Genomic DNA, 26607 nt, shown 5'->3' with positions numbered 1-26607 from the left:
GGAGAAGCGGATGAAGAAAACTTTGAAAAAAGAAGGCATAGAGTGGATACGAACAATTTTAATTGGTGTATTATTAGCTGTATTTTTTCGAACGTTTTTCTTTTCAACGTACGTTGTAGAGGGGAAATCAATGATGCCGACATTGCAAGATGGCAATATGCTCGTTGTAAATAAGGTGAGTTATCAAGTGGGGGACTTGAATAGGTTTGATGTTGTTGTGTTTCATGCGAACAAAAAAGAGGACTACGTAAAACGAATTATCGGTTTACCTGGGGATCATATTGAATATAAGCATGATAAACTATATATAAACGGACAATTCGTGGATGAACCTTATCTAGAGAAATATAAGAAAGAGATAAATGGACGACAACTAACAGGTGACTTTACGCTAGAAGAGTTAACGAAGGAAAAAACGGTGCCACCTGGATATATTTTTGTAGTAGGTGATAACCGCCTCGGGAGCTGGGATAGTAGACATTTTGGTTTTGTAAAAGCTGATACAGTTGTCGGTAAAGTTGATTTACGATATTGGCCAATTCAAGAGGTGCAAACGAATTTTTCAAAAGGTTGATATAATAGGTAGAAGTATAGAAAAAGACAAACTACTCCGTTTGTCTTTTTTCGTGTCCTATAATACAATTATAGTAGCAAACTAACGTTCGTTATGTAAGTGAAAGGTGGGGTTACATGTCACTTCGATTTGTGATTGGTAGAGCGGGAAGTGGAAAAAGTACACTTTGTTTACACGAAGTACAAGAAGAGTTAAAGCAGCGTCCAAGAGGGGAAACAATATTATATCTTGTGCCAGAACAGATGACATTCCAAACGCAGCAGGCGTTAATTGGTAGTGAGGATGTTAGAGGTTCTATTCGGGCACAAGTTTTTAGTTTTTCACGATTAGCGTGGAAAGTATTGCAAGAAGTTGGCGGAGCGAGTCGTCTTCACATTGATGAAGCGGGCGTACATATGTTACTTCGTAAAATTGTAGAGTCTCGTAAAGATGGATTATCGGTATTCCAAAAAGCAGCGGAGCAAAATGGTTTCTTTGAACATCTTGGCAGTATGATTGCGGAGTTTAAACGATATAACGTGACGCCATCAAACGTATATGAAATGTGGCAACAATTAGATGCACATAGTAGCAGTGCTGAACAAAAGCTATTAGCGAATAAAGTGTATGATTTACAACTATTATATGATGATTTTGAACGTGCTTTAATCGGAAAGTACTTAGATTCAGAAGACTATCTGCAATTGCTAGTGGAAAAGCTTCCGCAGTCTGAATATGTAAAGGGAGCTGAAATTTATATAGATGGCTTCCATTCGTTTTCACCGCAAGAACTAGAAATTGTAAGACAGCTTATGATTTGCGGAGCGAGAGTGACAATCACGTTAACGATAGATGAAAAAACGTTAGCGCAGCCAGTAAATGAACTAGATTTATTTTATGAAACGACGTTAACGTATGAAAAAATAAAACAAGTAGCGCGTGAAGAGAAAATAGAAATTGAAAAAACGATTCCGCTTATGGAACAACCACGTTTTCATTCTCCAGCATTAGCGCATTTAGAAGCTCATTATGAAGCGCGTCCGAATGAGAAATTTAACGGGGAAGCAAGTGTAACGATTCATACAGCCGCGAATTTACGAGCTGAAGTAGAAGGCGTTGCTCGTGAAATTCGTAGACTTGTGGCAGATGAAGACTATCGTTACCGAGATATTGCAGTTCTTCTTCGTAACGGAGAAAGTTATTACGATGTAATGCGGACTCTATTTACAGATTATAATATCCCGCACTTTATCGATGAAAAACGCCCGATGTCACATCATCCGTTAGTAGAATGCATTCGTTCTGCACTCGAGATTATTAGCGGGAATTGGCGTTATGATGCAGTATTTCGCTGCGTGAAAACAGAGCTTTTATATCCATTAGACGTAAGAAAAGAAACGATGCGCGAAGAGATGGATGAGTTTGAAAATTACTGTTTAGCGTACGGTGTACAAGGGAAAAGATGGACTTCTGAAGATCCGTGGATGTATCGCCGCTATCGTTCTCTTGACGATACGGACGGGATGATTACAGACAGTGAACGTGAAATGGAAGAGAAAATAAATCGATTGCGTGATGTTGTAAGAACGCCTGTTATTCGTATGCAAAAAAGACTGAAGCGCGCGGGAACAGTTATGCAAATGTGCGAAGCTGTTTACTTATTTTTAGAAGAGCTTGACGTTCCGAAAAAATTAGAAGCATTACGTATTCGTGCAGAAGAGAGCGGAGATTTCTTATTTGCGACAGATCATGAACAAGTATGGGAAGAAGTAATGAGTCTTCTTGATACGTTCGTTGAGATGCTTGGCGAAGAAAAAATGTCACTTTCTATGTTCACAGACGTTATGTCGACAGGTCTTGAGGCGCTTCAATTCGCAAACATTCCGCCGTCATTAGACCAAGTGTTAATTGCGAATATTGATCGTTCTAGATTATCAAATGTGAAAGCAACATTCGTCATTGGCGTGAATGAAGGTGTGATTCCAGCAGCACCGATGGATGAAGGTATGCTTTCTGATGAAGAAAGAGATGTTCTTAGCGCTGCAGGTATTGAACTCGCACCAACGACGAGACAAACATTATTAGAAGAACAGTTTGTTATGTACCAAATGGTAACGAGAGCAACTGAGAAATTATACATTTCATGCCCGCTTGCAGATGAGGAAGGAAAGACGTTACTTGCTTCTAGCTTTATTAAGAAAATAAAAAGAATGTTCCCTGATGTGAAAGATACATTTATTACGAACGACGTAAATGATTTATCACGTTCGGAACAAATTTCATATGTAGCAACACCAGAAGTAACGTTGTCATATGTTATGCAGCAACTTCAAACGTGGAAGCGATATGGATTTGAAGGCAACTTAGACTTTTGGTGGGATGTATATAATTTCTACGTTACTTCAGATGAATGGAAGCAAAAAAGTAGCCGCGTATTATCAAGCTTATTCTACCGAAATCGTGCGCAAAAGCTAAGTACAGCTGTAAGTAGAGATTTATACGGAGATAAAATAAAAGGAAGCGTTTCTCGTATGGAATTATTTAACCGTTGTGCGTACGCTCATTTTGCGCAGCACGGTTTATCGTTAAGAGAGCGTGATATTTTCAAACTTGATGCGCCAGATATCGGAGAGCTCTTCCATGCAGCGCTGAAGAGAATTGCAGATAGGCTATTACGTGAAAACCGTACTTGGGCGGATTTATCAATAAAAGAGTGTGAGCATCTTTCTGCTGTAGTAATAGAAGAGATTGCACCGTTATTACAAAGACAAATTTTATTAAGTTCAAACCGTCACTTCTATTTAAAACAAAAACTACAACAAATCATTTTCCGTACGTCAATCATTCTTCGTGAACATGCGAAGTCTAGCGGTTTCGTACCAGTTGATCTAGAAGTGCCATTTGGTATGGGCGGTACAGGATCACTTCCGCCAATGGAATTCTCCTTACCTAATGGTGTGAAGATGGAAGTAGTTGGCCGTATTGACCGTGTTGATAAGGCAGAAGATGAAAAGGGAACATTCCTACGTATTATTGACTATAAATCAAGCTCAAAAGCGTTAGACTTAACGGAAGTGTATTACGGATTAGCACTTCAAATGTTAACGTATTTAGATGTTGTTACTTCAAATGCGCATACGTGGATGAAAAAAGGCGGCACGGCATCACCAGCTGGTGTATTGTATTTCCACATTCATAACCCAATTGTGGAGGTAAAAGGTGACGCATCTGAAGCAGAAATTGAAAAGGAAATTTTAAAGAAATTCAAAATGAAAGGTCTCGTACTAGGAGATGCTGACGTTGTTCGTTTAATGGATAACAAACTTTCAACAGGAAGCTCTGATATTATTTCTGCTGGTCTGAAAAAAGACGGTAGTTTTAGTGCGCGTTCAAGTATTGCCAGTGAACAAGAGTTTAACGTCCTGCAAAAATACGTACACCATACGTTTGAAAATATCGGGAAAGACATTACAGAAGGCGTTATTGATATTGCTCCTTACAAAAAGGGGAATAAAGCGGCATGTACGTTCTGTAACTTCAAATCTGTTTGTCAGTTTGATGAATCACTTGAAGATAACCAATTCCGTACGCTAAAAGATATGAAAGATAGCGAAGCGATGGAGAAAATTAGAGAGGAGGTTGGCGGAGAATGATAGAAAATTGGCCTAAAAAACCAGAAGGTAGTCAGTGGACAGATGACCAGTGGAAAGCGGTTGTAGCGAACGGACGTGATATTTTAGTCGCGGCAGCAGCAGGATCAGGGAAAACAGCAGTATTAGTTGAACGTATTATTAAAAAGATTATTAATGAAGAAAACCCAGTCGATGTCGACCGCCTGCTCGTTGTAACATTTACGAATGCAGCGGCGCAAGAGATGAAAAACAGAATTGGGGAAGCGTTAGAAAAAGTATTAATTGATGAGCCAGGCTCTCAGCACATTAGAAAGCAGCTGAGCCTATTAAATAAAGCTTCCATTTCAACGATCCATTCATTTTGTTTACAAGTAATTAGAGGATACTATTACATGCTTGATGTCGATCCTCGTTTCCGCATTGCGAATCAAACAGAAAACGAACTATTAAAAGAAGAAGTGCTAGATGACATATTAGAAGAAGAGTACGGAATAGAAGATAATACGATATTCTTTGAACTCGTTGATCGTTATACGAGTGACCGCAGTGACGATGATTTACAACGTATGATTTTAGCGCTTCATACAGAATCAAGAGCGCATCCAAATCCGGAAAAATGGCTTGATAAATTAGTAGAAGCATATGATGTGGAAGGAAAGACAATTGAAGATTTAGTGTACGCTTCCTACTTATTAGAAGATGTGAAATTTCAACTTGAAACAGCGGAACAGCATATTCGTAAAGCGACAGAGCTCGCAATGCTTCCTGACGGTCCAGCGCCTCGCGTTGAAACCCTGCAAGCAGATTTAGTTTTACTTGGAACGTTATCATCAGCTGCTCGTGAGTCATGGACAAGCGTGTATGAAGCGATGCAAAACGTATCGTGGCAAACGTTAAAGCGTATTAAGAAAAGTGATTACAACGAGGATGTTGTAAAACAAGTAGACTCTCTTCGTAATAAAGCAAAAGATGAAGTGAAAAAATTACAAGAAGAGCTATTTAGCCGCAGGCCTGAAAGTTTCTTACGAGATTTTCAAGATATGCATCCTGTATTAGAAAAGCTTGTTCAGCTCGTAAAAGTATTTACAGAGCGTTTCCAAGCGATGAAGCGAGATAAAGGCATGGTCGATTTCACAGATTTAGAGCATTTCTGTTTACAAATTTTAAGTGAACAAAGTGAAGATGGTGAAATGAAGCCGTCAGCAGTAGCACTTCAATATCGTAATAAATTTGCTGAAGTATTAGTCGATGAATATCAAGATACGAACTTCGTACAAGAATCAATTATTAAATTCGTAACGAAAGATTCTGAGAGTGAAGGAAACTTATTCATGGTTGGTGACGTGAAGCAGTCGATTTATCGTTTCCGACTAGCAGAACCAGGATTATTCTTAGGAAAGTATAAACGCTTCACGCAAGAAGGATTAGGCGGCGGAATGAAAATTGACTTAGCGAAAAACTTCCGTAGTCGTCATGAAGTGTTAGCGGGTACAAACTTTATCTTCAAACAAATTATGGGCGAAGAAGTTGGGGAAATTGATTACGATGCTGACGCTGAATTAAAGCTAGGTGCTAGCTATCCAGAAGGTGAAGATGTAGCAGCTGAACTATTGTGCATTCAGCAAACAGAAGAAGAAGTAATAGACGGTGAAGAAGGTGCGGAAGTAGAAAAAGCACAGCTTGAAGCACGTCTTATGGCGCAGCGCATTAAAGCGATGGTTGATTCAGGTTATGAAGTGTATGATCGTAAAACGGATAGTATGCGCCCTGTACAATACCGTGACTTCGTTATTTTACTTCGATCCATGCCGTGGGCACCGCAAATTATGGAAGAGTTAAAATTGCAAGGAATTCCAGTATACGCTGATCTTGCGACTGGTTACTTTGAAGCGACAGAAGTAAATATTATGATGAACGTATTCCGCGTTATTGATAATCCGATGCAAGATATTCCGCTTGCAGCCGTACTTCGTTCCCCAATCGTTGGATTAAATGATGAAGAACTTGCAACGCTTCGTGCTCACGGGAAGAAAGGTTCGTTTTATGAAGTAATGAGCTCATTCTTAAAAGGCGCACCGCTTGAAGAAGAAAAAGAACTACATGATAAATTAGAGTGGTTCTATAACTTATTACAAGGATGGCGTGAATTTGCGCGCCAACAGTCTCTTTCTGATTTAATTTGGAAAGTGTACGGTGAGACAGGTTATTATGACTTTGTCGGTGGTTTACCAGCTGGAAAGCAAAGGCAAGCAAACTTGCGTGTACTATATGACCGCGCAAGACAATATGAAGCAACATCGTTTAGAGGACTATTCCGCTTCTTGCGTTTTATTGAGCGTATTTTAGAACGCGGTGATGATATGGGTACGGCGAGAGCTTTAGGTGAACAAGAAGATGTCGTTCGCATTATGACAATTCATAAAAGTAAAGGACTTGAGTTCCCAGTCGTATTTGTAGCTGGACTAGGTCGTCGCTTTAATACACAAGACTTAATGAAACGTTTCTTACTGCATAAAGACTTCGGTTTCGGTTCACAATTTATTGATCCACGTAAACGAATTAAATATACGACATTATCGCAACTTGCGATTAAGCGTAAAATGAAAATGGAATTAATTGCGGAAGAAATGCGCGTATTATACGTAGCGTTAACACGTGCAAAAGAGAAGTTAATTTTAATTGGAACAGTTAAGGATGCAACTAAGGAAATGGAAAAATGGCTGGATGCGAGAGAGCATAGTGAATGGTTATTACCAGATCATATACGTGCCGGAGCGTCTTGCTACTTAGACTGGATTGCACCTTCATTATATAGGCACCGTGATAGTGAAATACTTCTTGAATTAGGACAAGGAAGCATTCCGGATGAAATTTATGGGTATGACACTAGCTGGAAAGTAGAAGTTGTTGACGGTAACACGTTACTTGCGCCAGAACCGGTTCAAGAAGAGAAACAAGAATTGTTAGAAGCACTTCGTGAGAAAAAGGCCGTTCCTCTGCAAAGTGAACGGAAAGAAGAGGTGTACGATAGATTAATGTGGAAGTACGGATATGAGGAAGCGACATCTCATCGTGCGAAGCAATCTGTTACAGAAATAAAGAGAAATTATCAATCTGAAGAAGGTAGCGATAATGCCTTTATTAAAAAATTACGTGCACCAATTCAAACACGTCCTCGTTTTATGGAGAAAAAGGGATTAACATATGCAGAGCGCGGAACAGCAGTACATGCCGTTATGCAGCATGTTGATTTGAAGAAGCCGATTACAGAAGAAGTGATTCGGGAGCAAATTTCTGGAATGGTAAATAAAGAATTATTAACATTCGAGCAGGCGGAAGAAATTGCGATTGAAAAAGTAATTTCATTCTTTGATAGTGACTTAGGTAAAAGGGTATTAGCGGCGAAAAGTGTTGAGCGTGAAGTACCATTTACGATGATGCTTGCAGCAGAAGAAGCGTATCAAGATTGGCGAGGGCAGAGCGGGGAATCCATTCTTGTCCAAGGGGTTATTGACTGCATGATTGAAGAGGAAGATGGTATTACTTTAATCGACTTTAAAACGGATACGATTGAAGGGAAGTTCCCAGGTGGATTTGATCAAGCGAAACCAATTTTAGAAGAGCGATATAAAGTCCAGCTTTCGTTATATGCAAAGGCACTTGAGAAAAGCTTACAACATCCTGTGAAAGAGAAATGTTTATACTTCTTTGATGGTAATCATGTTGTAAAAATCGAAGAATAGAGGAACTTGAAAATGGCAACGGAAAAGACGTTAAGAACGTGTGAAAAAGGACATGAGTACTATAAAAGTAGCGATTGTCCAACTTGCCCAACCTGTGAGAAAGAGAGAACGCCAAAAGAAGGGTTTCTTTCCCTTCTTTCAGCGCCAGCAAGAAGGGCGCTAGAGCATCATGGAATTCACACTGTAGAAGAACTCTCAAAGTATAGTGAGAAAGAAGTTTTAAAACTGCATGGTATGGGACCTGCGTCGATGCCGAAGCTTAGAAAGGCTTTGGAAGAGAGTGGTTTATCATTTAAATAAAATGAAACAGTAAACAGTGGAGATTTTGATAATATCGAATGAGGTAAAAGAAAAAAGTAGGAGATATTCTCCTACTTTTTTTACGCTGTCCCAATCTGGTCTTGATCCGCCACATCAGAATCAAACGTATTTGTTGCACTAACACCGTTAAACGTATTCACGACAAATCCAACATTGGAAGCTCCAGATCCATTATAAGCTTTCGTATTTTCTTTCGGAGAAACGTTATAAAAATCCCCTAAATTGAAAGAACCATTACTGTTTTGAACGACAAGATTTCCAACAACAGAAGGCATACCATCCACCTACTTTACTAAACTTTGTAATTACTATATGAATTATTGTGCGGAAGGTTCATCTGTAATATATTGGCGAATTTGCATAATACGAGAGTTATTAAAAACATAATCAACATTTCCAATTTGAAATCCACCAGAGTTTAAAAGTGTGCGCAATTCAACGTTATTCACTTCAATAAAAGGACACTCATTTATAATGTTTAATTTTACATCTGTCGTTCGTTTTGGGATTGTGATGTGTTCATCTGTAAAGATTTCAAATGCGTCTAAGCGACCTTCGTCTTTTATATAACAAGGGAATTCCCGGTGAACGGCAAGAGCTCTACTTTTTAATTCCATTTGATTTGCATCCCCAACTTGAAATACGGCAGCAATCCCTAACGAAACAATAGAAACATTTTGGACAATAGACACGTGATGTAACATAATTTCTCAGTCTCCTTAACCTGGAGTAGGAGGGACATCTGTTACTAATGGCACAAATGGACCCTCTGTAACAGTTTCAAACGGCGTATCAAGAATAGAAGATAGAATGAGGAAATTTGCATCTCCAATTAAAAAGAGTGCGGACGACGATACACCGTTCATTTTAATCTGTCCGACTTTGAACTCGCGGTTTACAACGTTAAGGTTCATACATACTTACTCCTTTCGGAAATTGCCCGGTATGTGTTGAATAAAAGAGAGGAAGGCTTTGTCGATATCATGTTTCATAGCTTGAATAATGATATCTCGTAAATAATCTGGATCTGTTGAAATCCCTTCATGTGATTGTGCTTGTGATAAATAATAAGGAAGTCTATGCTCCATCTGTTTCTTTATGTCGTCAACCATCATTTGTCGATACATTTCATCGAGCGGCGTTCTCTCTTCTTGTTCAAAATGGAGAATTCGATTATATGCTTCTTCATCTAAGTAACGATGCATTTCCTGAAGGATACCTTGGTAAAAGTCTGGGTTTGTATCTGTTTCAGGATTGACCTTCAAAGTTTCCGTATCAACTTGAAAATCCTCAATTTGTTGTCCTTTTGTTGAAAATGGATTTAATCCAATATTTAAAGTGCCATTTAAATTTTCTACTTTTAATTGATCGAATTTATATTCCACTTTTCCTATAGAAGAGGAGGGGCGACTTTTTAATTCATTAAGCTCTTCTTGTAATTGACGAACTTGATCTTCTAAGTTAAGAATGGTCGCTTGTTGTGCTTGAAGAGCTTGTTGAAGTTGGTGTAAGTAAGTATATATATCTTGATTCATTTGTGAAACCTCCTTTTCAATAGGGAGGGTAAATATATTCCTACTATATATTTATGACAAGGGTGTCTTAAGAAGAACTAGTTGATGGTTTGATAGAAATAATTTGTCCTTTTGCCTGTAATGGGCGAAGGGGTTCTGTAAATCCGCCAGTATTTGAGAATTTAGATAGTGCTTTAATACTTCCGGCAGTACCAATTTGGAATACAGAAGAGGTTGTAATGCTATCAATTTTAATACTGTTAATGATGATGCTTTGGTTTACATAAAAATTCAATACAATCGCCCCCTTTAAGTTGAACCAATTATCGCTTGATCAACGACATCTGAATCATTAACAGTCGTTGCGCTTTGATAATTGTAGACAGAAACGTTATCTCCAACGTTAAAAGAGCCGGCCCCCGCGAAAGCGCGTGAATAACTAATAGGTCTAATCGCAAATACATCTCCAATATGAAAAATACCACTTGATCCAATATTAACGATACGAATATGTCCGACCATAGCTGGCATACAAAACACCTTTCGTTTTTAAAATTTTCTTTTCTACTATTGTATGGGCGTTTTTAATAAAATGTGTGTTTTTTTGAAATAAAAGAAACACACACGTTATTGTGTGTGTGTGTCGAGTGTTTGATTAGGGTGAAAATCCGTATGTACATGCCAAATTGCATTTAAGAGCCTGTCCAGTTCTTGGCTACAATCCACTGTTTTTTGAGAAGTCATTCCGTAGCGTTCAGCAAAATAAATCATTTTTTCACGTTTTTTTTCAATCGCTTGCTCAAACATTGAAATCGGCTCCATCTCTAAATGAAATTTTTAGTATATATGTAGTACATATTATACAAAAAAAACATAAAAAAGAAATGCATTCGCTAAAAAAAGTAAAATTTCTACATTTTATGCCAAATGATAAAGGAGTAACGAATCGGATATGAGAAGAATATTGTAAAAATTAGCGTGTATGAGAAGGTTTTTTTCTTACGGATGCGAATACAATTAAAGTGTATGAGTTTTAGGATGGAGAGTGGAAACATTGCGTTTGGTAACGGCGAAAAAAGATGAAAAGGTATTTGTAGGTATTGTGGATGAAGAGGAAGAAAAGGTATTGCATGTAAGAGAAGCACAAAGACAAAAAGGGGAAAAGGTTACGATTCCAATTACAATGTTAGAGTGTATTGAAAGAGGAACCGAATGTGTTGAAAAAATGTGTGAAATTGTCAATTGGGCGAAGGAAAATGAAGGAACGGCGTATTACCCGTTAACTGAGGTGAAAATATTAGCACCAATTCCAAGGCCAAGAAAGAATATTCTTTGCGTTGGAAAAAATTATCGTGAGCATGCGATGGAAATGGGCGGCGTAGAGTCAATTCCAGAAAATATAATGATCTTTACGAAAGCACCAACGACAGTGATTGGAATGGGTGAAAAAATTAATAGTCATCCCCACGCAACAAATGAATTAGACTATGAAGGAGAACTAGCTATCGTCATTGGTAAGCGAGGGAAACAAATAAAAAAAGAAAAAGCGCTTGAGCATGTTTTTGGTTATACCATTATAAATGATATAACTGCTCGCGACATTCAAAGGAAGCATAAGCAATTTTTCCTTGGAAAAAGTTTCGATACATTTTGTCCGATGGGACCGTATTTAATTCATAAATCGATGGTTAGTGCGCCAAATGCGTTACACATTGAAACGGTAGTAAATGGGGAAGTAAGACAAACTTCAAATACAAATAAAATGATTTTTTCAATAGAAGAAATCATTTCAACGATAAGTAAAGGAATGACATTAGAACCAGGAGATATTATCGCAACAGGAACCCCGGCTGGTGTTGGAAAAGGTTTCACACCACCGAAGTTTTTGCATGCCGGTGATGAAGTAGTTATTACAGTAGAAGGAATTGGTACTTTGCGAAATGTAGTGAAGTGAAGAAACGAGCTATCTTATTACTAGATAGCTCGTTTCTATGGTCTTGGGTGATAGAGGTAATCGATAACGGAAAAAGTGTAAAGACCAATGACTGCAAGTGTACAAATGCCAAATAGTATAACCGTAAGTGCGCTTTTTTCGCGTCCAAAACCAATGATAGTAAGGATAACAGTAGTCCAAAATGATGCTTTCAGTAGTGTGAATGTAGTGGGAGTTGAGTAGTGACTAAGCGATGTTACGGAAAGTAGGAAGCCAAAGAATGTAACTAAAAGAAAAGTTGTAGCTAAATAGTTAATATGTTTGCCGTATCTTAATAACATATCGCACCTCCTTTATGATTTTAAAATACAGAAAATTACAATTTTATTTTAGTATAAATCAATATAAAATGAAAGAGGTTGTCCCAACATGTAGGACAACCTCTCTATTATTACGATAATACAGCTTTAATTTTTTGGAATGCCCACTCTAAATCTTCTTCAGAGATTACTAGAGGTGGTGCGATACGAATTACGTTTTCGTGTGTTTCTTTACATAACAGTCCAGCTGCTTTTAGTTGTTCACAGTAAGGGCGAGCTGGCTCGTTTAATTCGATACCGATAAATAAACCTTTACCGCGAACTTCAGTAATCATTGGGTTATCGATTTCTTTTAATTGTCCAACTAATTTTTCACCTAATTGAAGAGAACGCTCTGTTAATTTTTCTTCTTCTAACACTTCAAGAGCTGCGATAGAAACAGCACATGCAAGTGGATTACCACCGAATGTAGAACCGTGAGAACCTGGCTCAAATACCCCTAAAATGTCGCGGTTTGCTGCAACGCAAGAGATTGGGAATACGCCGCCGCCAAGTGCTTTACCAAGTATGTACATGTCAGGAGTTACACCGTCCCAGTCACAAGCAAATACTTTACCAGTACGGCCTAAGCCAGTTTGGATTTCATCTGCTACGAATAAAACGTTTTCTTTTTTACATACTTCAAGAGCTTCTTTTAAGAAACCAGCTGGTGGGATGTTAATCCCTGCTTCACCTTGGATTGGCTCTAAAATGAATGCAGCTGTGTTTGGTGTAATAGCAGCTTTTAACGCTTCTAAATCACCGTAAGGAATTACAACGATGCCAGGAAGCATTGGACCGAATCCACGCTTGTACTCTTCGTTTGAAGACATAGAAACAGCACCCATCGTACGTCCGTGGAAGTTATCTTCACAAACGATAATTTCAGCACGGTTTGCTTCTACTTTCTTCACATCATAAGCCCATCGGCGAGCTGTTTTAATTGCAGTTTCAACAGCTTCTGCACCTGTATTCATTGGAAGTACCATTTCTTTATTAGTTAGTTTCGCAACTTTTTCGTACCAAGGACCTAATTGATCGCTATGGAAAGCACGAGAAGTTAACGTAACACGATTAGCTTGGTCAATTAAAGCGTTAATAATTTTTGGGTGACGATGACCTTGGTTTACTGCCGAATATGCACTTAATAAGTCCATATAGCGGTTTCCTTCAGGATCTTCTACCCAAACGCCTTCTGCTTTAGAAATAACGATTGGAAGTGGGTGATAGTTATTTGCCCCGTATGTGTCTGTAAGTTCGATAATATCCTTAGTTTGAATCATGATTGTTCCCCCTTTTGTTATTACAAGAAGTTTGTAAATACTCTAAATATTATAGCATTTAAATGTAAAAAAGCGAAACATTTCCTGAAAATAAATGAACATGTTATCATATAGAGTGAAAAAGTGTGAAAAGAGGAGGTAAGGGATACGATGGTACATATGCATATTACAGCATGGGCGTTAGGTTTAATTTTATTCTTCGTTGCGTATTCACTTTATTCAGCAGGAAGAAAAGGGAAAGGTGTACATATGGGGCTTCGTCTCATGTACATTATCATTATTGTGACAGGCGTTTGGTTATACCTAGATCAAACTATAGTCGATAAGAGCTATCACATGTGGTACGGTCTAAAAATGCTAGCTGGTATATTGGTAATCGCTGGAATGGAAATGGTTCTTGTGAAAATGAGCAAGAACAAGGCAACGGGGGCATTCTGGGGATTATTTATTATCGCGCTTGTAGCGGTATTTTATCTAGGACTGAAATTACCGATTGGTTGGCAAGTATTCTAATAAAGAAAATAAAACCACCTTATAATCTCAAATGTTTGGGAGATAAGGTGGTTTTTTATTTTATGTTGCATCGATATGCAACTCTTCTCCGTTTACTTTCGTAAAACGAAACATATTTTTATTTGATGTAGCGTGACGAACGAAATGGTGCTGCAGTGAACAAATCATTTCTTCGTTATCGAATAAAAGAATATTTACTCCTTCACATGTTTCCTCTTTCGGTAAGAAGGATAAATAATTATGACAATACATGCAATCATATAAAGAGTAATGAAGTGATTGCAATGATTCTGTTAATAAGGTGAAAACAGAATCGGGTAACTCCTCAAGCCATTCCTTATAGCTAAGAAGTAATTTTTTTCGAATTCGTATCATTTCTCCGTTTTGTAAATGATGCTGTTCGTCGGCGATTTGTAATACATCTTGTTCATAGAAACGCGCTGGTAGCCAGTTGTTGTTATATAAAATCTCAAAGCCATCTTCGGCAATCTCTTCTAATAAAAATGCTTCCTCATTTTCGTCATCAAAGAATATCCATTCATTGTTTATATATTCTACATTACCGACTGTATGAGCGCGGGGCTGGTTATATAAAATATGTTTACGTTGTATCATACACGCTTTCTCCTTTATGAAAAGTAGTTATTTCTGTTATAGACAGTTCGTGCATTCTTTATAACTAGACACATCCGGACATAGGTGGGCATACAATAAAACACGTTTTACTGAGTGAAAATGCTATTCCAAATGTGGATAGTAGGTTATCGTCAAGTTTGTCATTTTTTTGATCCGCACTTTTAGAGTGGGGTTACTGTACGTTCAAGAAAAGAAATAAGATGGAAGGATGATTTATATGTGCGGGATTACAGGATGGGTGGATTATAAACGCTCATTAGAAGGAGAACGGGACGTCGTTACGAAGATGGCTGAGACGTTAGCGAAGCGTGGCCCAGATGATAATAAAGTTTGGATTAAAGGCAATGTCGCATTTGGGCATAAACGGTTAATCGTTGTTGATCCTGAAGGTGGTAAACAGCCGATGACTTGTTTAAAAGATGAAGCAAATTATGCAATTTGCTATAACGGTGAACTGTATAATACGGAAGATATTCGAAAGGAACTATTAAGAAGAGGATATACGTTCAGAGGTCACTCTGATACGGAAGTATTGTTAGCTTCTTATATCGAATGGAAAGAAGAATGTGTCGATCATTTAAACGGTATATATGCGTTTGCTGTATGGGATGAACAGAAAGAACAAGTGTTTATTGCGCGCGATCGATTAGGGGTAAAACCACTATTTTATAAATATGACAGTGGGCGATTACTATTTGGCTCAGAGTTAAAAGCGATATTGGCGCATCCAGATGTGAAGGCGGAAGTGACGTTAGAAGGATTATCTGAAATATTTGGCCTTGGACCATCTAGAACGCCTGGTCACGGCATTTATGCTGGTATAAAAGAATTACGTCCAGGTCATGCGATGACATTTTCGAAGAACGGTTTATGTATATGGAGATATTGGAATGTAGAAAGTAAAAAGCATGAAGATTCCTTTGAAGAAACAGTAGAAAAAACACGCTTTTTATTACAAGATTCGATTACAAGGCAGCTCGTTTCTGATGTACCATTATGCACTTTTTTATCAGGCGGTGTAGATTCAAGCGCTATAACAGCAATTGCTGCAAAAGAATACGAAAGATCGGGAAAAGGTCAATTACACACGTATTCGGTTGATTACGAAGATAATGACAAATACTTTAAAGCAAATGCGTTTCAGCCAAATTCAGATGCACCATTTATTCATTTGATGACGGAGACGTTTCAAACGATCCATCATCGCTGCGTCATTTCAAATGAACAATTAGCGCAGTATTTAACAGAAGCAGTACTCGTTCGTGATTTGCCTGGTATGGCAGATATCGATTCGTCATTATTATGGTTTTGCCGCGAAATTAAACAAGATTTTGTCGTCGGTTTATCTGGGGAATGTGCAGATGAAATATTTGGTGGTTATCCTTGGTTTTATAGAGAAGATGATTTACAATCGAGCGCATTTCCGTGGATGCGTTCTACAGAAGCGCGTGAACAATTGCTAAAGAAAGAATGGAGAAATAAATTAAATTTACAACAATATGTGCAACAACGTTATGAGGAATCGATTCAAGAAGTTCCTATTTTAGATGGGGAAAGTCCGCTAGAAGCGAAAAGACGCCAATTATTTTATTTAAATATGGTATGGTTTATGACAACATTATTAGACAGAAAAGACCGTATGAGTATGGGGGCGAGCTTAGAAGTACGTGTTCCATTTGCAGATCATCGTCTTGTCGAATATGCGTGGAATATTCCTTGGGAAATGAAAATGTATAAAAACCGCGAAAAAGGTCTATTGCGTAAAGCGTTAGAAGGGTTACTTCCAAATGAGATATTATATAGAAAGAAGAGCCCGTATCCAAAAACACATAATCCGCACTATACGAAAGCAGTAACAGTATGGATACAAGATTTATTAACAGATAAAGGCTCGATTTTACACGAGCTATTTGATAAAGAACAGCTGAGTGGATTAATTGAGTCAGGCGGCAGTGCATTCCAAACGCCATGGTATGGTCAATTAATGACTGGGCCACAACTTTTAGCTCATTTAGCACAAATTCACGTTTGGTTTAAAGAATATGGAGTAAATATTAAAGAATAGGAGAAAAGCGACTTACTTTATAAGTAAGTCGCTTTTTATTAAATAAATTGTCATATAAAATTCAAAATCATATTAGAAAAAATATTTATTTAGAATAATTATCTTTACGTACTTATTATTAGTTGTTATAATTGGAAACAAATGTTCTTGAAAAAGATTCTCATTTATAAAATTGAGGTGTTATATAGATGAAAAAGAAAAAAATAGGTTTACTCGTAATGGCGTATGGAACGCCGGATTCATTAGATGAAGTAGAGGCATATTATACACATATTCGTCATGGGCGTAAGCCGTCCGAAGAAGCACTCCAAGATTTAATTGGACGCTATAAAGCGATTGGTGGAATTTCACCGCTTGCAAAAATTACGAAAGAGCAAGCGCATAAATTAACAGACTCAATGAATAATATGTTTACAGAGTATGAATTTAATTGTTACTTAGGCTTAAAACATACTGCTCCGTTTATAGAAGATGCAGTAGAAGAGATGAAGCGCGATGGAATTGAGCAAGCAATTAGTATCGTATTAGCACCGCATTATTCTACCTTTAGCATTAAGGCATATAACGAGCGTGCAATTCGTCTCTCGGAGGAAATAGGTGGTCCTGTTATTGAGCCGATTGACCAATGGTACGATGAACCGAAGTTTATTTCGTATTGGGCAGATCAAATAAAAGAAACATTTACAAAAATTGAAGATAAAGAGAAAGCGGTCGTAATTTTTTCAGCGCATAGTTTACCAGAAAAAATTATTGCAGCAGGTGATCCTTATGTGGAGCAATTGCAGCATACAGCGGATTTAATCGCAGCAGCTGCAAATATTCAAAACTATACAATTGGTTGGCAAAGTGCCGGAAATACATCTGATCCATGGATTGGACCGGATGTACAAGATTTAACGAGAGATTTATTTGAAGATCATAGATATGAAGCTTTCATATATTGCCCAGTCGGTTTTGTGGCAGAGCATTTAGAAGTTTTATATGACAACGATTATGAGTGTAAAGTTGTGACGGATGAATTAAATGCTGCGTATTTTAGACCGAATATGCCGAATGCACAATCTATATTTATTGATTGTTTAGCTACAATTGTTTCCAAAAAAATGAAAGAAATAGTTGACAAAGAACTAATTTTGAACAATAATTAATTTATAATAATTTTAAATAAATAATAATTACTATGAAAGAAAGAGGAGGATCCCCCTAGATGAATCCAAATAATCGCTTAACAACAAACCAAGGTGCTCCGGTCGGAGATAACCAAAATTCTCGTACAGCTGGTCGCCGTGGACCAGTATTATTAGAAGACTATCATTTAGTAGAAAAACTAGCTCACTTTGATCGTGAACGTATTCCAGAGCGTGTTGTGCATGCACGTGGTGCAGGTGCTCACGGTGTATTCGTAACGAAAAACAGCATGAAGAAATATACGAAAGCAGCATTTTTACAAAATGAAGGAACTGAAACACCTGTGTTTGTTCGTTTTTCAACGGTTATTCATGGTCAAGGTTCTCCTGAAACAGCACGTGATCCACGCGGTTTCGCTGTTAAATTTTATACAGAAGAAGGAAATTACGATATTGTAGGTAACCATTTACCAGTCTTCTTCATTCGTGATGCAATTAAATTCCCTGATATGGTGCATTCTTTAAAACCAGCACCTGATACAAATATTCAAACACCAGATCGTTACTGGGATTTCATGACGTTAAGTCCAGAATCTACACATATGATGACATGGGTATTTTCTGATTACGGTACACCAGCAAGCTATCGTGAAATGGAAGGTTTCGGTGTACATTCATTCAAATGGATTAATGCAGAAGGTAAAATCGTCTACATTAAATATCATTGGAAACCACAGCAAGGTGTACGTAACTTAAGTGCAAAAGAAGTGCAAGAAGTACAAGGAAAAGACTTCAACCATGCAACTCGTGACTTGTTCGATGCAATCGAAAAAGGAAATTATCCGAAGTGGGATTTACACGTACAAGTGATGCAACTAGAAGAAACGGATTCTTTAGATTTCGATCCGTTGGATCCGACGAAAGTTTGGCCAGAAGATCGTTTCCCATTAATGGAAGTAGGGACAATGACGTTAAATCGTAACCCGAAAAACTTCTTTGCTGAAGTAGAACAAGTAGCGTTCTCTCCAAGTGCAACTGTAAATGGTATTGAACCATCTGAAGATAAATTATTACAAGGTCGTTTATTCTCTTATCCAGATACACAGCGTTACCGCCTTGGTGCAAACTACTTACAAATTCCTGTAAACTGCCCATACGCAGCTGTTCATAACCAACAACGTGATGGTGCGATGCAAATCAATCAAAACCCATCTACAATTAACTACGAACCGAGCCGTCATGCTGAAAATCCAGTTGAAGACCCAGCTTACCGCGATTCAACTATGAAAGTAGAAGGCTACGTATCTCGTGAAAAAATTGACAAACCAAATGACTTCAAACAAGCAGGTGAGCGTTACCGTTCGTTCTCTAAAGAAGAGCAAGACAACTTAATTGCAAACTTAACAAATGACTTAAAAGACGTAAATGAACGTACGAAATTACTAGCTGTATGTAACTTCTTCCGTGCAGATCAAGAGTACGGTATGCGTTTAGCGCAAGCATTAAACGTTGATATTACGCAATATGTAGGAAATGCTCCGAAATAAATCGGAAAAGACGACTGTTATGAAACGGTCGTCTTTTTTTAAGTGTAAAGTTACACGCGGGTATTCTTCATTTTCGTCATGTCGAAGTTTGTTGGTAAATCGATATATCGTGTCGAAACGTCGATATATTGAAATAATCGCTGATATATTTGAAAAATCGTCGATATATCCGAAGAATCGCTGATATATTTACAGGAATACTAGCTGGGGTATGCAGTGCCAATAAATGCAAAAAAGAGATGCAATCTACTATCAATAGATTGCATCTCTTTTTTAGTTCACTCGCTCAGTATATTCATAAGCTTTCTCCCCATGCATTGAAATATCAAGTCCCATATGTTCCTCGTGCTCATCTACCCGGACAGGGAGGAAGAAGTTAATTGCTTTAATAATCGCGTACGTCATTATAATTGTGAACGCATATGTTGCGCCGATCGCTACAAGTTGTTTCAACAGCAGCGCGGCGTTTCCGTAAAATAATCCGTTAGCGCCATCACTGTTTATGGTGGTAGTTGCAAATAGTCCTGTCGCAATGCCGCCCCAAGTTCCGCCGATGCCGTGACATCCAAATGCATCGAGTGTATCGTCGTATCCGAATTTTGTTTTTAAGAAAAAGACCGCTCCGAAGCATAATACGCCGCCAATTGCTCCGATAAGAAGAGCTGAGAAAGGTGTAACGAACCCGCAAGCTGGTGTAATAGCGACTAGACCGGAAACAACGCCGCAAGCAGCTCCCATCGCGGTCGGTTTTGATTGGAAGAACCACTCTGAAAGCATCCAAGTTAATGCGGAGGCAGCGGCAGCTATATTTGTATTAATAAATGCAGTTAAAGCTACATCATTTAAAGATAATGCGCTTCCGACGTTAAAACCAAACCAGCCGAACCATAGCAGCCCAGCGCCTAACATCGTAAATGGTAAATGATGAGGAGACGAACCGTTTATGTTTTTGCGTTTTCCAAGGAAAATAGCTAATACGAGGCCAGCCACGCCAGATGTAATATGAACGACATTACCGCCAGCGAAGTCTAATGCGCCAAGTTCTCTTAGCCATCCACCAACGCCCCATACCCAATGAGCGACAGGATTGTAAACGATTGTTGTCCATAGAAGGATGAAAATAAGGAAAGCTGAAAATCGCATTCTTTCGGCAAATGCTCCTGAAATTAGAGCGGGGGTTAGAATAGCAAACATGAGTTGAAACATCATAAATAAATTGTGAGGAATAGTAGATGAGTAGTCTGGATTTGGTGCGTAGGTAACTCCGTTTAAACCGAACCAATCGAATGTGCCGATAAGTCCGTGCCAATCTGGTCCGAATGATAAAGAATAACCAATTACAATCCATTGAATCGAAACGATAGCCATTGCGCTATAACTATGCATTGTCGTACTGAGTACGTTTTTACTGCGAACCATACCTCCATAAAAAAGTGCTAATCCTGGTGTCATTAACATGACCATTACTGTCGCTACAAACATAAAAACCGTATCTCCTGTATTCATTCTCTCTCCTCCTATAATGTTAGAAAAAATAACATCAATTTGTTATGTTTCATATCATATTCGAAATAAAAAGAAAAATCAACTAAAAATTCAGAAAATTTTATATGTAATGTTAGAAAATCTAACATGTATTAATTTAATAAGAATGAAATCAACGTATGCGATTCGTTTGGATAATTGGTATAATATTCTTACAATTAAAATACATGGGGGATGCGTGTGGGGAAAATACATACTAGGAAACTATTCATTTGTTTTTGTTTAGCTGTCGTTTTGTTTGTACCAATACATACATTTGCAGATGAAAAAAGAGAGTGGCGAGACGAAGTTATATATTCCATTATGATTGATCGTTTTAATAATGGGGAACCGAAAAATGACAAACAGTTAGAAGTTGGCAATTTAGAAGGATATCAGGGCGGAGATATAAGAGGTATTATAAAAAGACTGGATTACATAAAAAAAATGGGATTTACTACTGTTATGCTTTCGCCGCTTTTTGAAAGTGTAAAATACGATGGGTTAGACGTGCGCAATTTTCAGAAGGTAAATGAACATTTCGGAACAGAAAATGATGTGAAAGAACTTTTGCAAGAAGCTCATGCAAAAGGAATGAAAGTTGTATTTCAATTTCCACTTGGAGAAAACGAACAACAAGTAATCGACTCGATGAAATGGTGGATTAAAGAAGTTGATTTAGATGCAAGTTATGTAATACATAGTGAAAAAAAGTCGCCTGCTTTTTGGGATGATGTGCAAAAAGATATGCAAGTGATAAAGAAAGATTTTCGAGTTATGACAAAAGAAGATAGTGAATACAACGAAAAAATAGTAGATGCGTTTTCCAAAGCGGACGTATCGGTGAAACCTTTATATGATGTAAGTAAAAAAGACGGAGCAGCCGCTACATTTTTAGATAATCAAGATACAAAAAGATTTGCTCGTATTGCAAAAGAGAATATGAATTATCCACCACCTCGTTTGAAACTAGCTCTTACATATTTATTAACAACACCAGGTATTCCGAATTTTTATTACGGAACTGAAATTGCATTGGATGGAGGAGGTACGCCAGATAATAGACGATTAATGGACTTCAAATCAGATGAAAAGTTTATGCAACATATAACGAAACTCGGTGAGCTTAGACAAGCGAGACCATCTTTACGCCGCGGTACGTTTGAGCTTCTATACGATAAAGATGGAATGAGTGTACTAAAGAGAAAGTATAAAGATGAAGTGACGGTAGTAGCGATTAATAATACGAGAGAAACACAAAAAGTTGCTTTACCTGCAAGTGCGATTGGTGAAAAACAAGAGCTAAGGGGATTGTTAGAAGATGAAATTATAAGAGAAGAAAACGGAAAATTTTATCTCGTTTTAAAGCGTGAAGAATCAAATGTGTATAAAGTTAACGGGGAAACAGGTGTGAATTGGCTATTTATTTCTTTAATCGTCGGTGTGAACGTATTGTTTATTGCTTTTTTAATTGTGGTTAAAAAGAAGCGGAAATAAGGGGATATTCTCTTTTGTGTTCAATTAAAAGTGCGTGATGAGGTGAGATGTTTAAGTCTTCTTATCGTATTCGTAATTCTGTATTTTGGGGATAACAGTGACGATGGGGAATTTGTTCGGTGGGACAGGCTAAGGAGAAAACTTTCTCCCTAGTCTGTTTTTCTTTGAAGTAAGACTCTCACCTCGAAATGCAACTGAGCAAAGAAGTAAAAAAATCGATAGAAGAACAATAATTGAAAATATACTAATTTTACATTACATTAAAGGATGAAAAGTATTTTGTTACTCATTGAGGGCTATATTTGAGGAGGAAAAATGGAATTTTACGATTTGGGTATTACCATTAAAGAACTTAGAATGAAAAAGAATATATCACAATCTGAATTGTGTCATGGAATATGTTCGCAAAGTCAAATTAGCAAAATAGAAAAAGGTATGATTTATCCATCTAGCATATTGTTATATCAATTATCTGAAAGACTTGGTATTGATCCAAATCATATTTTCGCACTAACTCAAAACAAAAAACTAAAATATGTAGAAAATGTAAAATGTGTAATGAGAGATTGTACAAAACAAAAACAATATAATGAACTTTATGAAATAGTGAAACAAGAGAAAACCGAAAATAATTTCCAGTTAAAAGAAGATAAACAATTTCTAATATGGCATGAAGCGATTGCTATATTTTATGTGAATAAATCAATAAAAACTGCTTTAAATCTTTTAAATAATGCACTAAAACTAACTGTAACGAATGGTGATTTTTTATCGGAAAGAGAAATAGATATTATGCAGTCGATGGCTATATTTCATTGGGCAAATAAAGAATATGAAAAGAGTATTACTATATTAAGAAGATGTTTAACTAATTTTAATAAGTTAGATTTCCCTAGAGATAAAGAGGTTAAATTAAAAATCATTTTTAATTTAGGGAAAATGTTAGGTCATGCAAATCAACATGAAGAGGCAATAAAATACAATGATATGGGTATTAAATTAGCTATTAATCTAAATACTTTATATTTATTAGGCGAATTATACTATGGGAAAGCTTGGAACATGCTAAAGCTGAAACAATGTAATGAAGAAGATGTAGCTGATAATATGAAAAAAGCATTATTTATCTTTGAACTAACAGAAAAAGAAGATCTGATAAAAATAGTTAAAGAAAAATATTTTGAACAACAAAATAAAAAAATCACTCATAATTTCTGATGAACATCTTATTATTCTCTATAAAAAAAGCACCTTATGGTGTCTTTTTTATGACTTATATCATCGATTATTACAGTTCGTAGGTTTCTTATACCAAGCTTTGTTGATGTATTTACAATTCACAGGTGTTGAAGTTTTAGATGTATCCCCAGGTGTAGTTATATTATTAGAACACCCTGCAATATATAGACAGAATGTAGTTAATAAAAAACATAGTATTAATTTCTTCAAATAACCACTTCTAACTCTTTTTAATTAACATTTTTCATAAAATAAATTCCTTACTAATTTTACATTACAGGAAAGGGTGGAAAATATTCATATACTCATAATTTGTTACATTTGATTGGGGAGGGAGGTTTTTGTTCCGATTTTTAAAAGGGTCTTCTTCATTTATGCATAAAATTTATCCGATTGCCCGTAAGTTTAGACTTTTACACGCTAAAAAGAAAAACATCCTCTACATAGAGGATGTTTTTCTTTTTAGCGGTAGTTAATAAATTGTACGTCAATCGGTAAGTCAGCGCTACGAACTGCTGCGATAACTGCTTGTAAGTCATCACGGCTTTTCGCTGTAACACGTACTTGATCATCTTGTACTTGTGTTTTTACTTTTAATTTCATTTCTTTAATGATATTGTTAATTTTTTTTGCGTTATCTTTATCGATACCTTGTTGAAGTGTTGCGCGTTGGCGAACAGTGTTACCAGCCGCGGCTTCAACTTTTCCGTAATCTAAGTTCTTAATTGGAACGTTACGTTTTACGAGTTTAGAAATAAGAACGTCTTTTACTTGCTCTAATTTGAACTCATCGTCAGAAGTTAAAACAAGTACTTCTTTCTCAAGTTTAATATCACTTTTACTTCCTTTAAAGTCATATCGGTTTTGGATTTCTTTTAATGCAGTGTTAATTGCGTTTGTTACTTCAGGTAATTCTACTTTCGAAACGATGTCAAAAGAACTATCTTTTGCCATAGTTAGCACCTCCAAATAAATTTCTAATCTTTTTATGTATTGTACATACTAAAGTATAGCTGAAAACGAGCTTAGACTTAAGTGTTTTCGTACTTATAATGATATAACCTCATTTTATTATAGTGAATTTTGGGCAGTTGGACAAATAAAGAGAAAATCGTGTTATAATTAACTTTTGTTTGGAATGATAAAAAGATAAAAAAGTTAATTTTACCCCGCATTAACGGGCAGTAAGACTCCCACCTCAAAATTCGACTGTATCAAAGAAGGGAGGCGGGAGATCAACTGCCCGTAAAAGCCCGATTGGTTCAACTAATAATCAGTGGGAAGGAACAAAACCTCCACTGATTAAAGTTTCACTTTATATATAGAGAAGGGAATTAAAAAAATATGTATTTACAAATAGGATCGATTGAACAGGTAACTGTTTTACGCGAAACGGAAATTGGATATATGGTTGGAAATGAAGAAGAAGAAATTTTCCTACATAAAAATGAAGTAGCTGGAGAAATTGAAGAAGGCGATACGATTGATGTATTCTTATACCTTGACCACCAAAATCGTATTTCGGCAACAATGAAGGAGCCAATTATTACAACATATGATTGGAACTGGGTAAAGGTTGTAGAAGTTATTCCTAGTTTAGGTGTGTTTGTTGATATTGGTGTATCAAAAGATATACTAATTCCAGCTGATGAATTCCCAATTTATATGCCAGTATGGCCAGAAGTTGGAGACGAATTATATTGTACGTTAAAATTAACGAATCGTGATCGTTTAATTGCTCTTCCAGCAAGAGATAGTGATATGCAAGAAATCGTTGTAGATGCGACACCATCTATGCGTAATAAAAACGTAAACGGACGTGTGTATCGTTCACTTCAAGTTGGTTCGTTCGTATTAACAGATGAGCATTTCCGTGCATTTTTACATCATACAGAAAGAAAAGAGCAAGTTCGCATCGGTCAACGTGTAACGGGACGAATTATTGATGTAAAAGATGACGGTACAATTAACATCTCCCTTCTTCCTCGTAAAGAAGAAGGAATGGAAGATGATGCTACAGTGATTTATGCATATATGGAAGAACGAGGCGGAGCAATGCCGTTTTGGGATAAGAGCTATCCAGAAGACATTAAAGAACGTTTCAATATGAGTAAAGCTGCATTTAAGCGTGCACTTGGTAAGTTGATGAAAGAAGAAAAGGTTTACCAAGAAGAAGGTTGGACGTACTTTAAGAAATAAAGGAAATAAAAAGCACCACCTTATATTTTACCTATAAGGTGGTGCTTTTTTAATTCCCTTGCTCATGTACAAGAGTAAACGTATCTTTCAACTCACTATCGTTTATTTTAATATTTGCTTTTTTTAATTCATTTTGCAATAGTTTTTTGCCGAATATAGGGTCAGAGATACGTTCTTCTTCTAAGTTTTTGCGAATAGAGTCTTTCACTTCATCATAGGGTTTTAACTCTTTTTTATCAGTTAATTTAATAATATGATAACCGTTTGGTGATGTAACGGGATTGCTAATTTGTCCGACCTTTAGTTTATAGGCAGCAGTTTCAAATTCAGGTGCCATTCTACCTGAATTGAAATATCCGAGGTCTCCGCCTTTTTCTTTTGATAGTAGGTCTTGCGATTCTTGTTTTGCTAGTTCTTCAAATGAAGCACCAGCATCTAATTTTTTCTTTATTTCTTTCGCTTCATTTTCGTCACTTACTAAAATATGGCTTGCTTTAATTTCTGGTTTATAGTGGTCTTTCACGTCTTTTTCTGTAATACTTTTCTTAATCGCTTCATTCATAGCAAGTTTGAACTTAATTTGATTTTTGAAATCAGCTTCATCTTTTAAACCATTGTTTTTCAATACGTTTTTAAATTGGTCTCCGTATTGATTTTTTGCTTTTTGTAATTCTTTATCTACATCATCGTCAGATACTTTATATTTTTTCGTGATAACGTCTTGCGCCATCATTTCGTACAGCATGTCTTTTCCGTAACGATCTTTCAACTGTTTTTCGAAGTCGCTCTTCGTAATGGTTGAGTCTGTTGCTGTAGCGACTGTATCTGAGTCGTTTTTTTGTCCACAAGCAGATAGCATTAATATACTTAGTAGTGCAGTAATAATGAAAATGTGTTTTCCTCTCATGCTAACACCTCATCC

The 26607-nt window shown here is 36.9% G+C and carries 25 protein-coding genes; 12 read left to right on the top strand and 13 right to left on the bottom strand.

What is annotated here, in order from left to right; all coding sequences use genetic code 11:
• Window positions 1-10 precede the first annotated feature (10 nt).
• The 4 genes from lepB (at window position 11) to MR147_RS08895 (ending at window position 8228) form a co-directional block, all read left to right on the top strand.
• A complete protein-coding gene (lepB, locus tag MR147_RS08910) occupies window positions 11-574 on the top strand; it encodes a signal peptidase I (RefSeq protein ID WP_000751900.1) in 564 nt (187 codons plus the stop codon).
• A gap of 116 nt (window positions 575-690) precedes the next feature.
• The gene (addB, locus tag MR147_RS08905; RefSeq protein WP_000058548.1) at window positions 691-4206 is read left to right on the top strand and encodes a helicase-exonuclease AddAB subunit AddB; all 3516 of its coding nucleotides are present in this window, start codon (window positions 691-693) and stop codon (window positions 4204-4206) included.
• On the top strand, window positions 4203-7928 hold the full coding sequence (gene addA / locus MR147_RS08900) for a helicase-exonuclease AddAB subunit AddA (RefSeq protein ID WP_074610525.1): 3726 nt from the start codon (window positions 4203-4205) through the stop codon (window positions 7926-7928). Before addB ends, addA begins: the two co-directional genes overlap by 4 nt.
• Before the next feature lie 12 nt (window positions 7929-7940).
• On the top strand, window positions 7941-8228 hold the full coding sequence (locus MR147_RS08895) for an RNA polymerase alpha subunit C-terminal domain-containing protein (RefSeq protein ID WP_074610527.1): 288 nt from the start codon (window positions 7941-7943) through the stop codon (window positions 8226-8228).
• 80 nt (window positions 8229-8308) lie between these two features.
• Here MR147_RS08895 and gerPF read toward each other — a convergent pair whose 3' ends face one another.
• From gerPF to MR147_RS08860, 7 genes are all read right to left on the bottom strand, one after another.
• On the bottom strand, window positions 8309-8524 hold the full coding sequence (gene gerPF, locus MR147_RS08890; RefSeq protein ID WP_001141566.1) for a spore germination protein GerPF: 216 nt from the start codon (window positions 8522-8524) through the stop codon (window positions 8309-8311).
• A gap of 42 nt (window positions 8525-8566) precedes the next feature.
• The gene (locus tag MR147_RS08885) at window positions 8567-8953 is read right to left on the bottom strand and encodes a spore germination protein GerPE (protein ID WP_073536333.1); all 387 of its coding nucleotides are present in this window, start codon (window positions 8951-8953) and stop codon (window positions 8567-8569) included.
• A 15-nt stretch (window positions 8954-8968) separates the two neighbouring features.
• Window positions 8969-9163 carry a spore germination protein GerPD gene (gene gerPD, locus MR147_RS08880; RefSeq protein WP_001052802.1) on the bottom strand — a complete coding sequence of 65 codons (195 nt, stop codon included), beginning with the start codon at window positions 9161-9163 and terminating at the stop codon, window positions 8969-8971.
• 6 nt (window positions 9164-9169) lie between these two features.
• Window positions 9170-9784, bottom strand: coding sequence for a spore germination protein GerPC (gene gerPC / locus MR147_RS08875; protein WP_001070747.1), 615 nt, complete (start codon window positions 9782-9784; stop codon window positions 9170-9172).
• Between the two features lie 67 nt (window positions 9785-9851).
• Window positions 9852-10058 (bottom strand): spore germination protein GerPB, encoded by a 207-nt coding sequence (gerPB, locus tag MR147_RS08870; protein ID WP_001012508.1) that lies wholly within the window; start codon window positions 10056-10058, stop codon window positions 9852-9854.
• Window positions 10059-10072: 14 nt separating this feature from the next.
• The gene (gene gerPA / locus MR147_RS08865) at window positions 10073-10294 is read right to left on the bottom strand and encodes a spore germination protein GerPA (RefSeq protein ID WP_001111188.1); all 222 of its coding nucleotides are present in this window, start codon (window positions 10292-10294) and stop codon (window positions 10073-10075) included.
• A gap of 96 nt (window positions 10295-10390) precedes the next feature.
• Window positions 10391-10570: an aspartyl-phosphate phosphatase Spo0E family protein gene (locus MR147_RS08860; protein ID WP_000462840.1), complete on the bottom strand. Its 180-nt coding sequence runs from the start codon at window positions 10568-10570 to the stop codon at window positions 10391-10393.
• Between the two features lie 247 nt (window positions 10571-10817).
• Between MR147_RS08860 and MR147_RS08855 the strand changes: the two genes are divergently transcribed.
• Window positions 10818-11717: a fumarylacetoacetate hydrolase family protein gene (locus MR147_RS08855; RefSeq protein ID WP_139302912.1), complete on the top strand. Its 900-nt coding sequence runs from the start codon at window positions 10818-10820 to the stop codon at window positions 11715-11717.
• Window positions 11718-11752: 35 nt separating this feature from the next.
• Here MR147_RS08855 and MR147_RS08850 read toward each other — a convergent pair whose 3' ends face one another.
• Together MR147_RS08850 and rocD are read right to left on the bottom strand one after the other, a co-directional pair.
• On the bottom strand, window positions 11753-12037 hold the full coding sequence (locus MR147_RS08850) for a hypothetical protein (RefSeq protein WP_000926868.1): 285 nt from the start codon (window positions 12035-12037) through the stop codon (window positions 11753-11755).
• A 110-nt stretch (window positions 12038-12147) separates the two neighbouring features.
• Window positions 12148-13338: an ornithine aminotransferase gene (rocD, locus tag MR147_RS08845; protein ID WP_000616655.1), complete on the bottom strand. Its 1191-nt coding sequence runs from the start codon at window positions 13336-13338 to the stop codon at window positions 12148-12150.
• Window positions 13339-13488: 150 nt separating this feature from the next.
• Between rocD and MR147_RS08840 the strand changes: the two genes are divergently transcribed.
• Window positions 13489-13851: a YisL family protein gene (locus MR147_RS08840; RefSeq protein ID WP_000233503.1), complete on the top strand. Its 363-nt coding sequence runs from the start codon at window positions 13489-13491 to the stop codon at window positions 13849-13851.
• Window positions 13852-13911: 60 nt separating this feature from the next.
• Here the strand turns inward: MR147_RS08840 and MR147_RS08835 are convergent, their stop codons facing one another.
• Complete coding sequence (locus MR147_RS08835) at window positions 13912-14466, bottom strand: DUF2777 domain-containing protein (protein ID WP_000616042.1); 555 nt, start codon at window positions 14464-14466, stop codon at window positions 13912-13914.
• Window positions 14467-14704: 238 nt separating this feature from the next.
• Between MR147_RS08835 and asnB the strand changes: the two genes are divergently transcribed.
• The 3 genes from asnB (at window position 14705) to katB (ending at window position 19226) form a co-directional block, all read left to right on the top strand.
• A complete protein-coding gene (asnB, locus tag MR147_RS08830; protein ID WP_074610534.1) occupies window positions 14705-16552 on the top strand; it encodes an asparagine synthase (glutamine-hydrolyzing) in 1848 nt (615 codons plus the stop codon).
• Window positions 16553-16740: 188 nt separating this feature from the next.
• Window positions 16741-17700, top strand: a complete 960-nt coding sequence (gene hemH / locus MR147_RS08825) for a ferrochelatase (RefSeq protein ID WP_073543590.1) — start codon at window positions 16741-16743, stop codon at window positions 17698-17700.
• Window positions 17701-17759: 59 nt separating this feature from the next.
• On the top strand, window positions 17760-19226 hold the full coding sequence (katB, locus tag MR147_RS08820) for a catalase KatB (protein ID WP_001069156.1): 1467 nt from the start codon (window positions 17760-17762) through the stop codon (window positions 19224-19226).
• Between the two features lie 273 nt (window positions 19227-19499).
• On the opposite strand, the gene MR147_RS08815 is transcribed toward katB, so the two are convergent.
• Entirely contained in the window at window positions 19500-20732 is a 1233-nt protein-coding gene (locus tag MR147_RS08815) for an ammonium transporter (RefSeq protein ID WP_074610539.1), read from the bottom strand.
• Window positions 20733-20945: 213 nt separating this feature from the next.
• Between MR147_RS08815 and MR147_RS08810 the strand changes: the two genes are divergently transcribed.
• Together MR147_RS08810 and MR147_RS08805 are read left to right on the top strand one after the other, a co-directional pair.
• Window positions 20946-22247, top strand: coding sequence for an alpha-amylase family glycosyl hydrolase (locus MR147_RS08810; protein ID WP_074610541.1), 1302 nt, complete (start codon window positions 20946-20948; stop codon window positions 22245-22247).
• A gap of 315 nt (window positions 22248-22562) precedes the next feature.
• Window positions 22563-23465: a helix-turn-helix domain-containing protein gene (locus tag MR147_RS08805; protein ID WP_098923568.1), complete on the top strand. Its 903-nt coding sequence runs from the start codon at window positions 22563-22565 to the stop codon at window positions 23463-23465.
• 483 nt (window positions 23466-23948) lie between these two features.
• On the opposite strand, the gene MR147_RS08800 is transcribed toward MR147_RS08805, so the two are convergent.
• Complete coding sequence (locus MR147_RS08800; protein ID WP_001040153.1) at window positions 23949-24440, bottom strand: YajQ family cyclic di-GMP-binding protein; 492 nt, start codon at window positions 24438-24440, stop codon at window positions 23949-23951.
• Window positions 24441-24830: 390 nt separating this feature from the next.
• On the opposite strand from MR147_RS08800, the gene MR147_RS08795 reads away from it, so the two are divergent.
• Window positions 24831-25685 (top strand): CvfB family protein, encoded by an 855-nt coding sequence (locus MR147_RS08795; RefSeq protein ID WP_000281267.1) that lies wholly within the window; start codon window positions 24831-24833, stop codon window positions 25683-25685.
• 49 nt (window positions 25686-25734) lie between these two features.
• On the opposite strand, the gene prsA is transcribed toward MR147_RS08795, so the two are convergent.
• On the bottom strand, window positions 25735-26592 hold the full coding sequence (gene prsA / locus MR147_RS08790; RefSeq protein WP_001214230.1) for a peptidylprolyl isomerase PrsA: 858 nt from the start codon (window positions 26590-26592) through the stop codon (window positions 25735-25737).
• Between the last annotated feature and the right edge of the window lie 15 nt (window positions 26593-26607).

This window comes from Bacillus cereus group sp. BfR-BA-01350, from assembly GCF_022663775.1.
Classification (GTDB): Bacteria; Bacillota; Bacilli; order Bacillales; family Bacillaceae_G; genus Bacillus_A; species Bacillus_A paranthracis.
The sequence above is the reverse complement of the archived record's forward strand: the minus strand, read 5'-3'. Positions and strand labels throughout refer to the sequence as shown.

Excerpts from the sequence above, each read along its gene's own strand:
- lepB (WP_000751900.1), top strand. The coding sequence starts at position 11 with ATGAAGAAAACTTTGAAAAAAGAAGGCATAGAGTGGATACGAACAATT.
- addB (WP_000058548.1), top strand. The coding sequence starts at position 691 with ATGTCACTTCGATTTGTGATTGGTAGAGCGGGAAGTGGAAAAAGTACA.
- addA (WP_074610525.1), top strand. The coding sequence starts at position 4,203 with ATGATAGAAAATTGGCCTAAAAAACCAGAAGGTAGTCAGTGGACAGAT.
- MR147_RS08895 (WP_074610527.1), top strand. The coding sequence starts at position 7,941 with ATGGCAACGGAAAAGACGTTAAGAACGTGTGAAAAAGGACATGAGTAC.
- gerPF (WP_001141566.1), bottom strand. The coding sequence starts at position 8,524 with ATGCCTTCTGTTGTTGGAAATCTTGTCGTTCAAAACAGTAATGGTTCT.
- MR147_RS08885 (WP_073536333.1), bottom strand. The coding sequence starts at position 8,953 with ATGTTACATCACGTGTCTATTGTCCAAAATGTTTCTATTGTTTCGTTA.
- gerPD (WP_001052802.1), bottom strand. The coding sequence starts at position 9,163 with ATGAACCTTAACGTTGTAAACCGCGAGTTCAAAGTCGGACAGATTAAA.
- gerPC (WP_001070747.1), bottom strand. The coding sequence starts at position 9,784 with ATGAATCAAGATATATATACTTACTTACACCAACTTCAACAAGCTCTT.
- gerPA (WP_001111188.1), bottom strand. The coding sequence starts at position 10,294 with ATGCCAGCTATGGTCGGACATATTCGTATCGTTAATATTGGATCAAGT.
- MR147_RS08860 (WP_000462840.1), bottom strand. The coding sequence starts at position 10,570 with ATGTTTGAGCAAGCGATTGAAAAAAAACGTGAAAAAATGATTTATTTT.
- MR147_RS08850 (WP_000926868.1), bottom strand. The coding sequence starts at position 12,037 with ATGTTATTAAGATACGGCAAACATATTAACTATTTAGCTACAACTTTT.
- rocD (WP_000616655.1), bottom strand. The coding sequence starts at position 13,338 with ATGATTCAAACTAAGGATATTATCGAACTTACAGACACATACGGGGCA.
- MR147_RS08840 (WP_000233503.1), top strand. The coding sequence starts at position 13,489 with ATGGTACATATGCATATTACAGCATGGGCGTTAGGTTTAATTTTATTC.
- MR147_RS08835 (WP_000616042.1), bottom strand. The coding sequence starts at position 14,466 with ATGATACAACGTAAACATATTTTATATAACCAGCCCCGCGCTCATACA.
- asnB (WP_074610534.1), top strand. The coding sequence starts at position 14,705 with ATGTGCGGGATTACAGGATGGGTGGATTATAAACGCTCATTAGAAGGA.
- hemH (WP_073543590.1), top strand. The coding sequence starts at position 16,741 with ATGAAAAAGAAAAAAATAGGTTTACTCGTAATGGCGTATGGAACGCCG.
- katB (WP_001069156.1), top strand. The coding sequence starts at position 17,760 with ATGAATCCAAATAATCGCTTAACAACAAACCAAGGTGCTCCGGTCGGA.
- MR147_RS08815 (WP_074610539.1), bottom strand. The coding sequence starts at position 20,732 with ATGAATACAGGAGATACGGTTTTTATGTTTGTAGCGACAGTAATGGTC.
- MR147_RS08810 (WP_074610541.1), top strand. The coding sequence starts at position 20,946 with ATGCGTGTGGGGAAAATACATACTAGGAAACTATTCATTTGTTTTTGT.
- MR147_RS08805 (WP_098923568.1), top strand. The coding sequence starts at position 22,563 with ATGGAATTTTACGATTTGGGTATTACCATTAAAGAACTTAGAATGAAA.
- MR147_RS08800 (WP_001040153.1), bottom strand. The coding sequence starts at position 24,440 with ATGGCAAAAGATAGTTCTTTTGACATCGTTTCGAAAGTAGAATTACCT.
- MR147_RS08795 (WP_000281267.1), top strand. The coding sequence starts at position 24,831 with ATGTATTTACAAATAGGATCGATTGAACAGGTAACTGTTTTACGCGAA.
- prsA (WP_001214230.1), bottom strand. The coding sequence starts at position 26,592 with ATGAGAGGAAAACACATTTTCATTATTACTGCACTACTAAGTATATTA.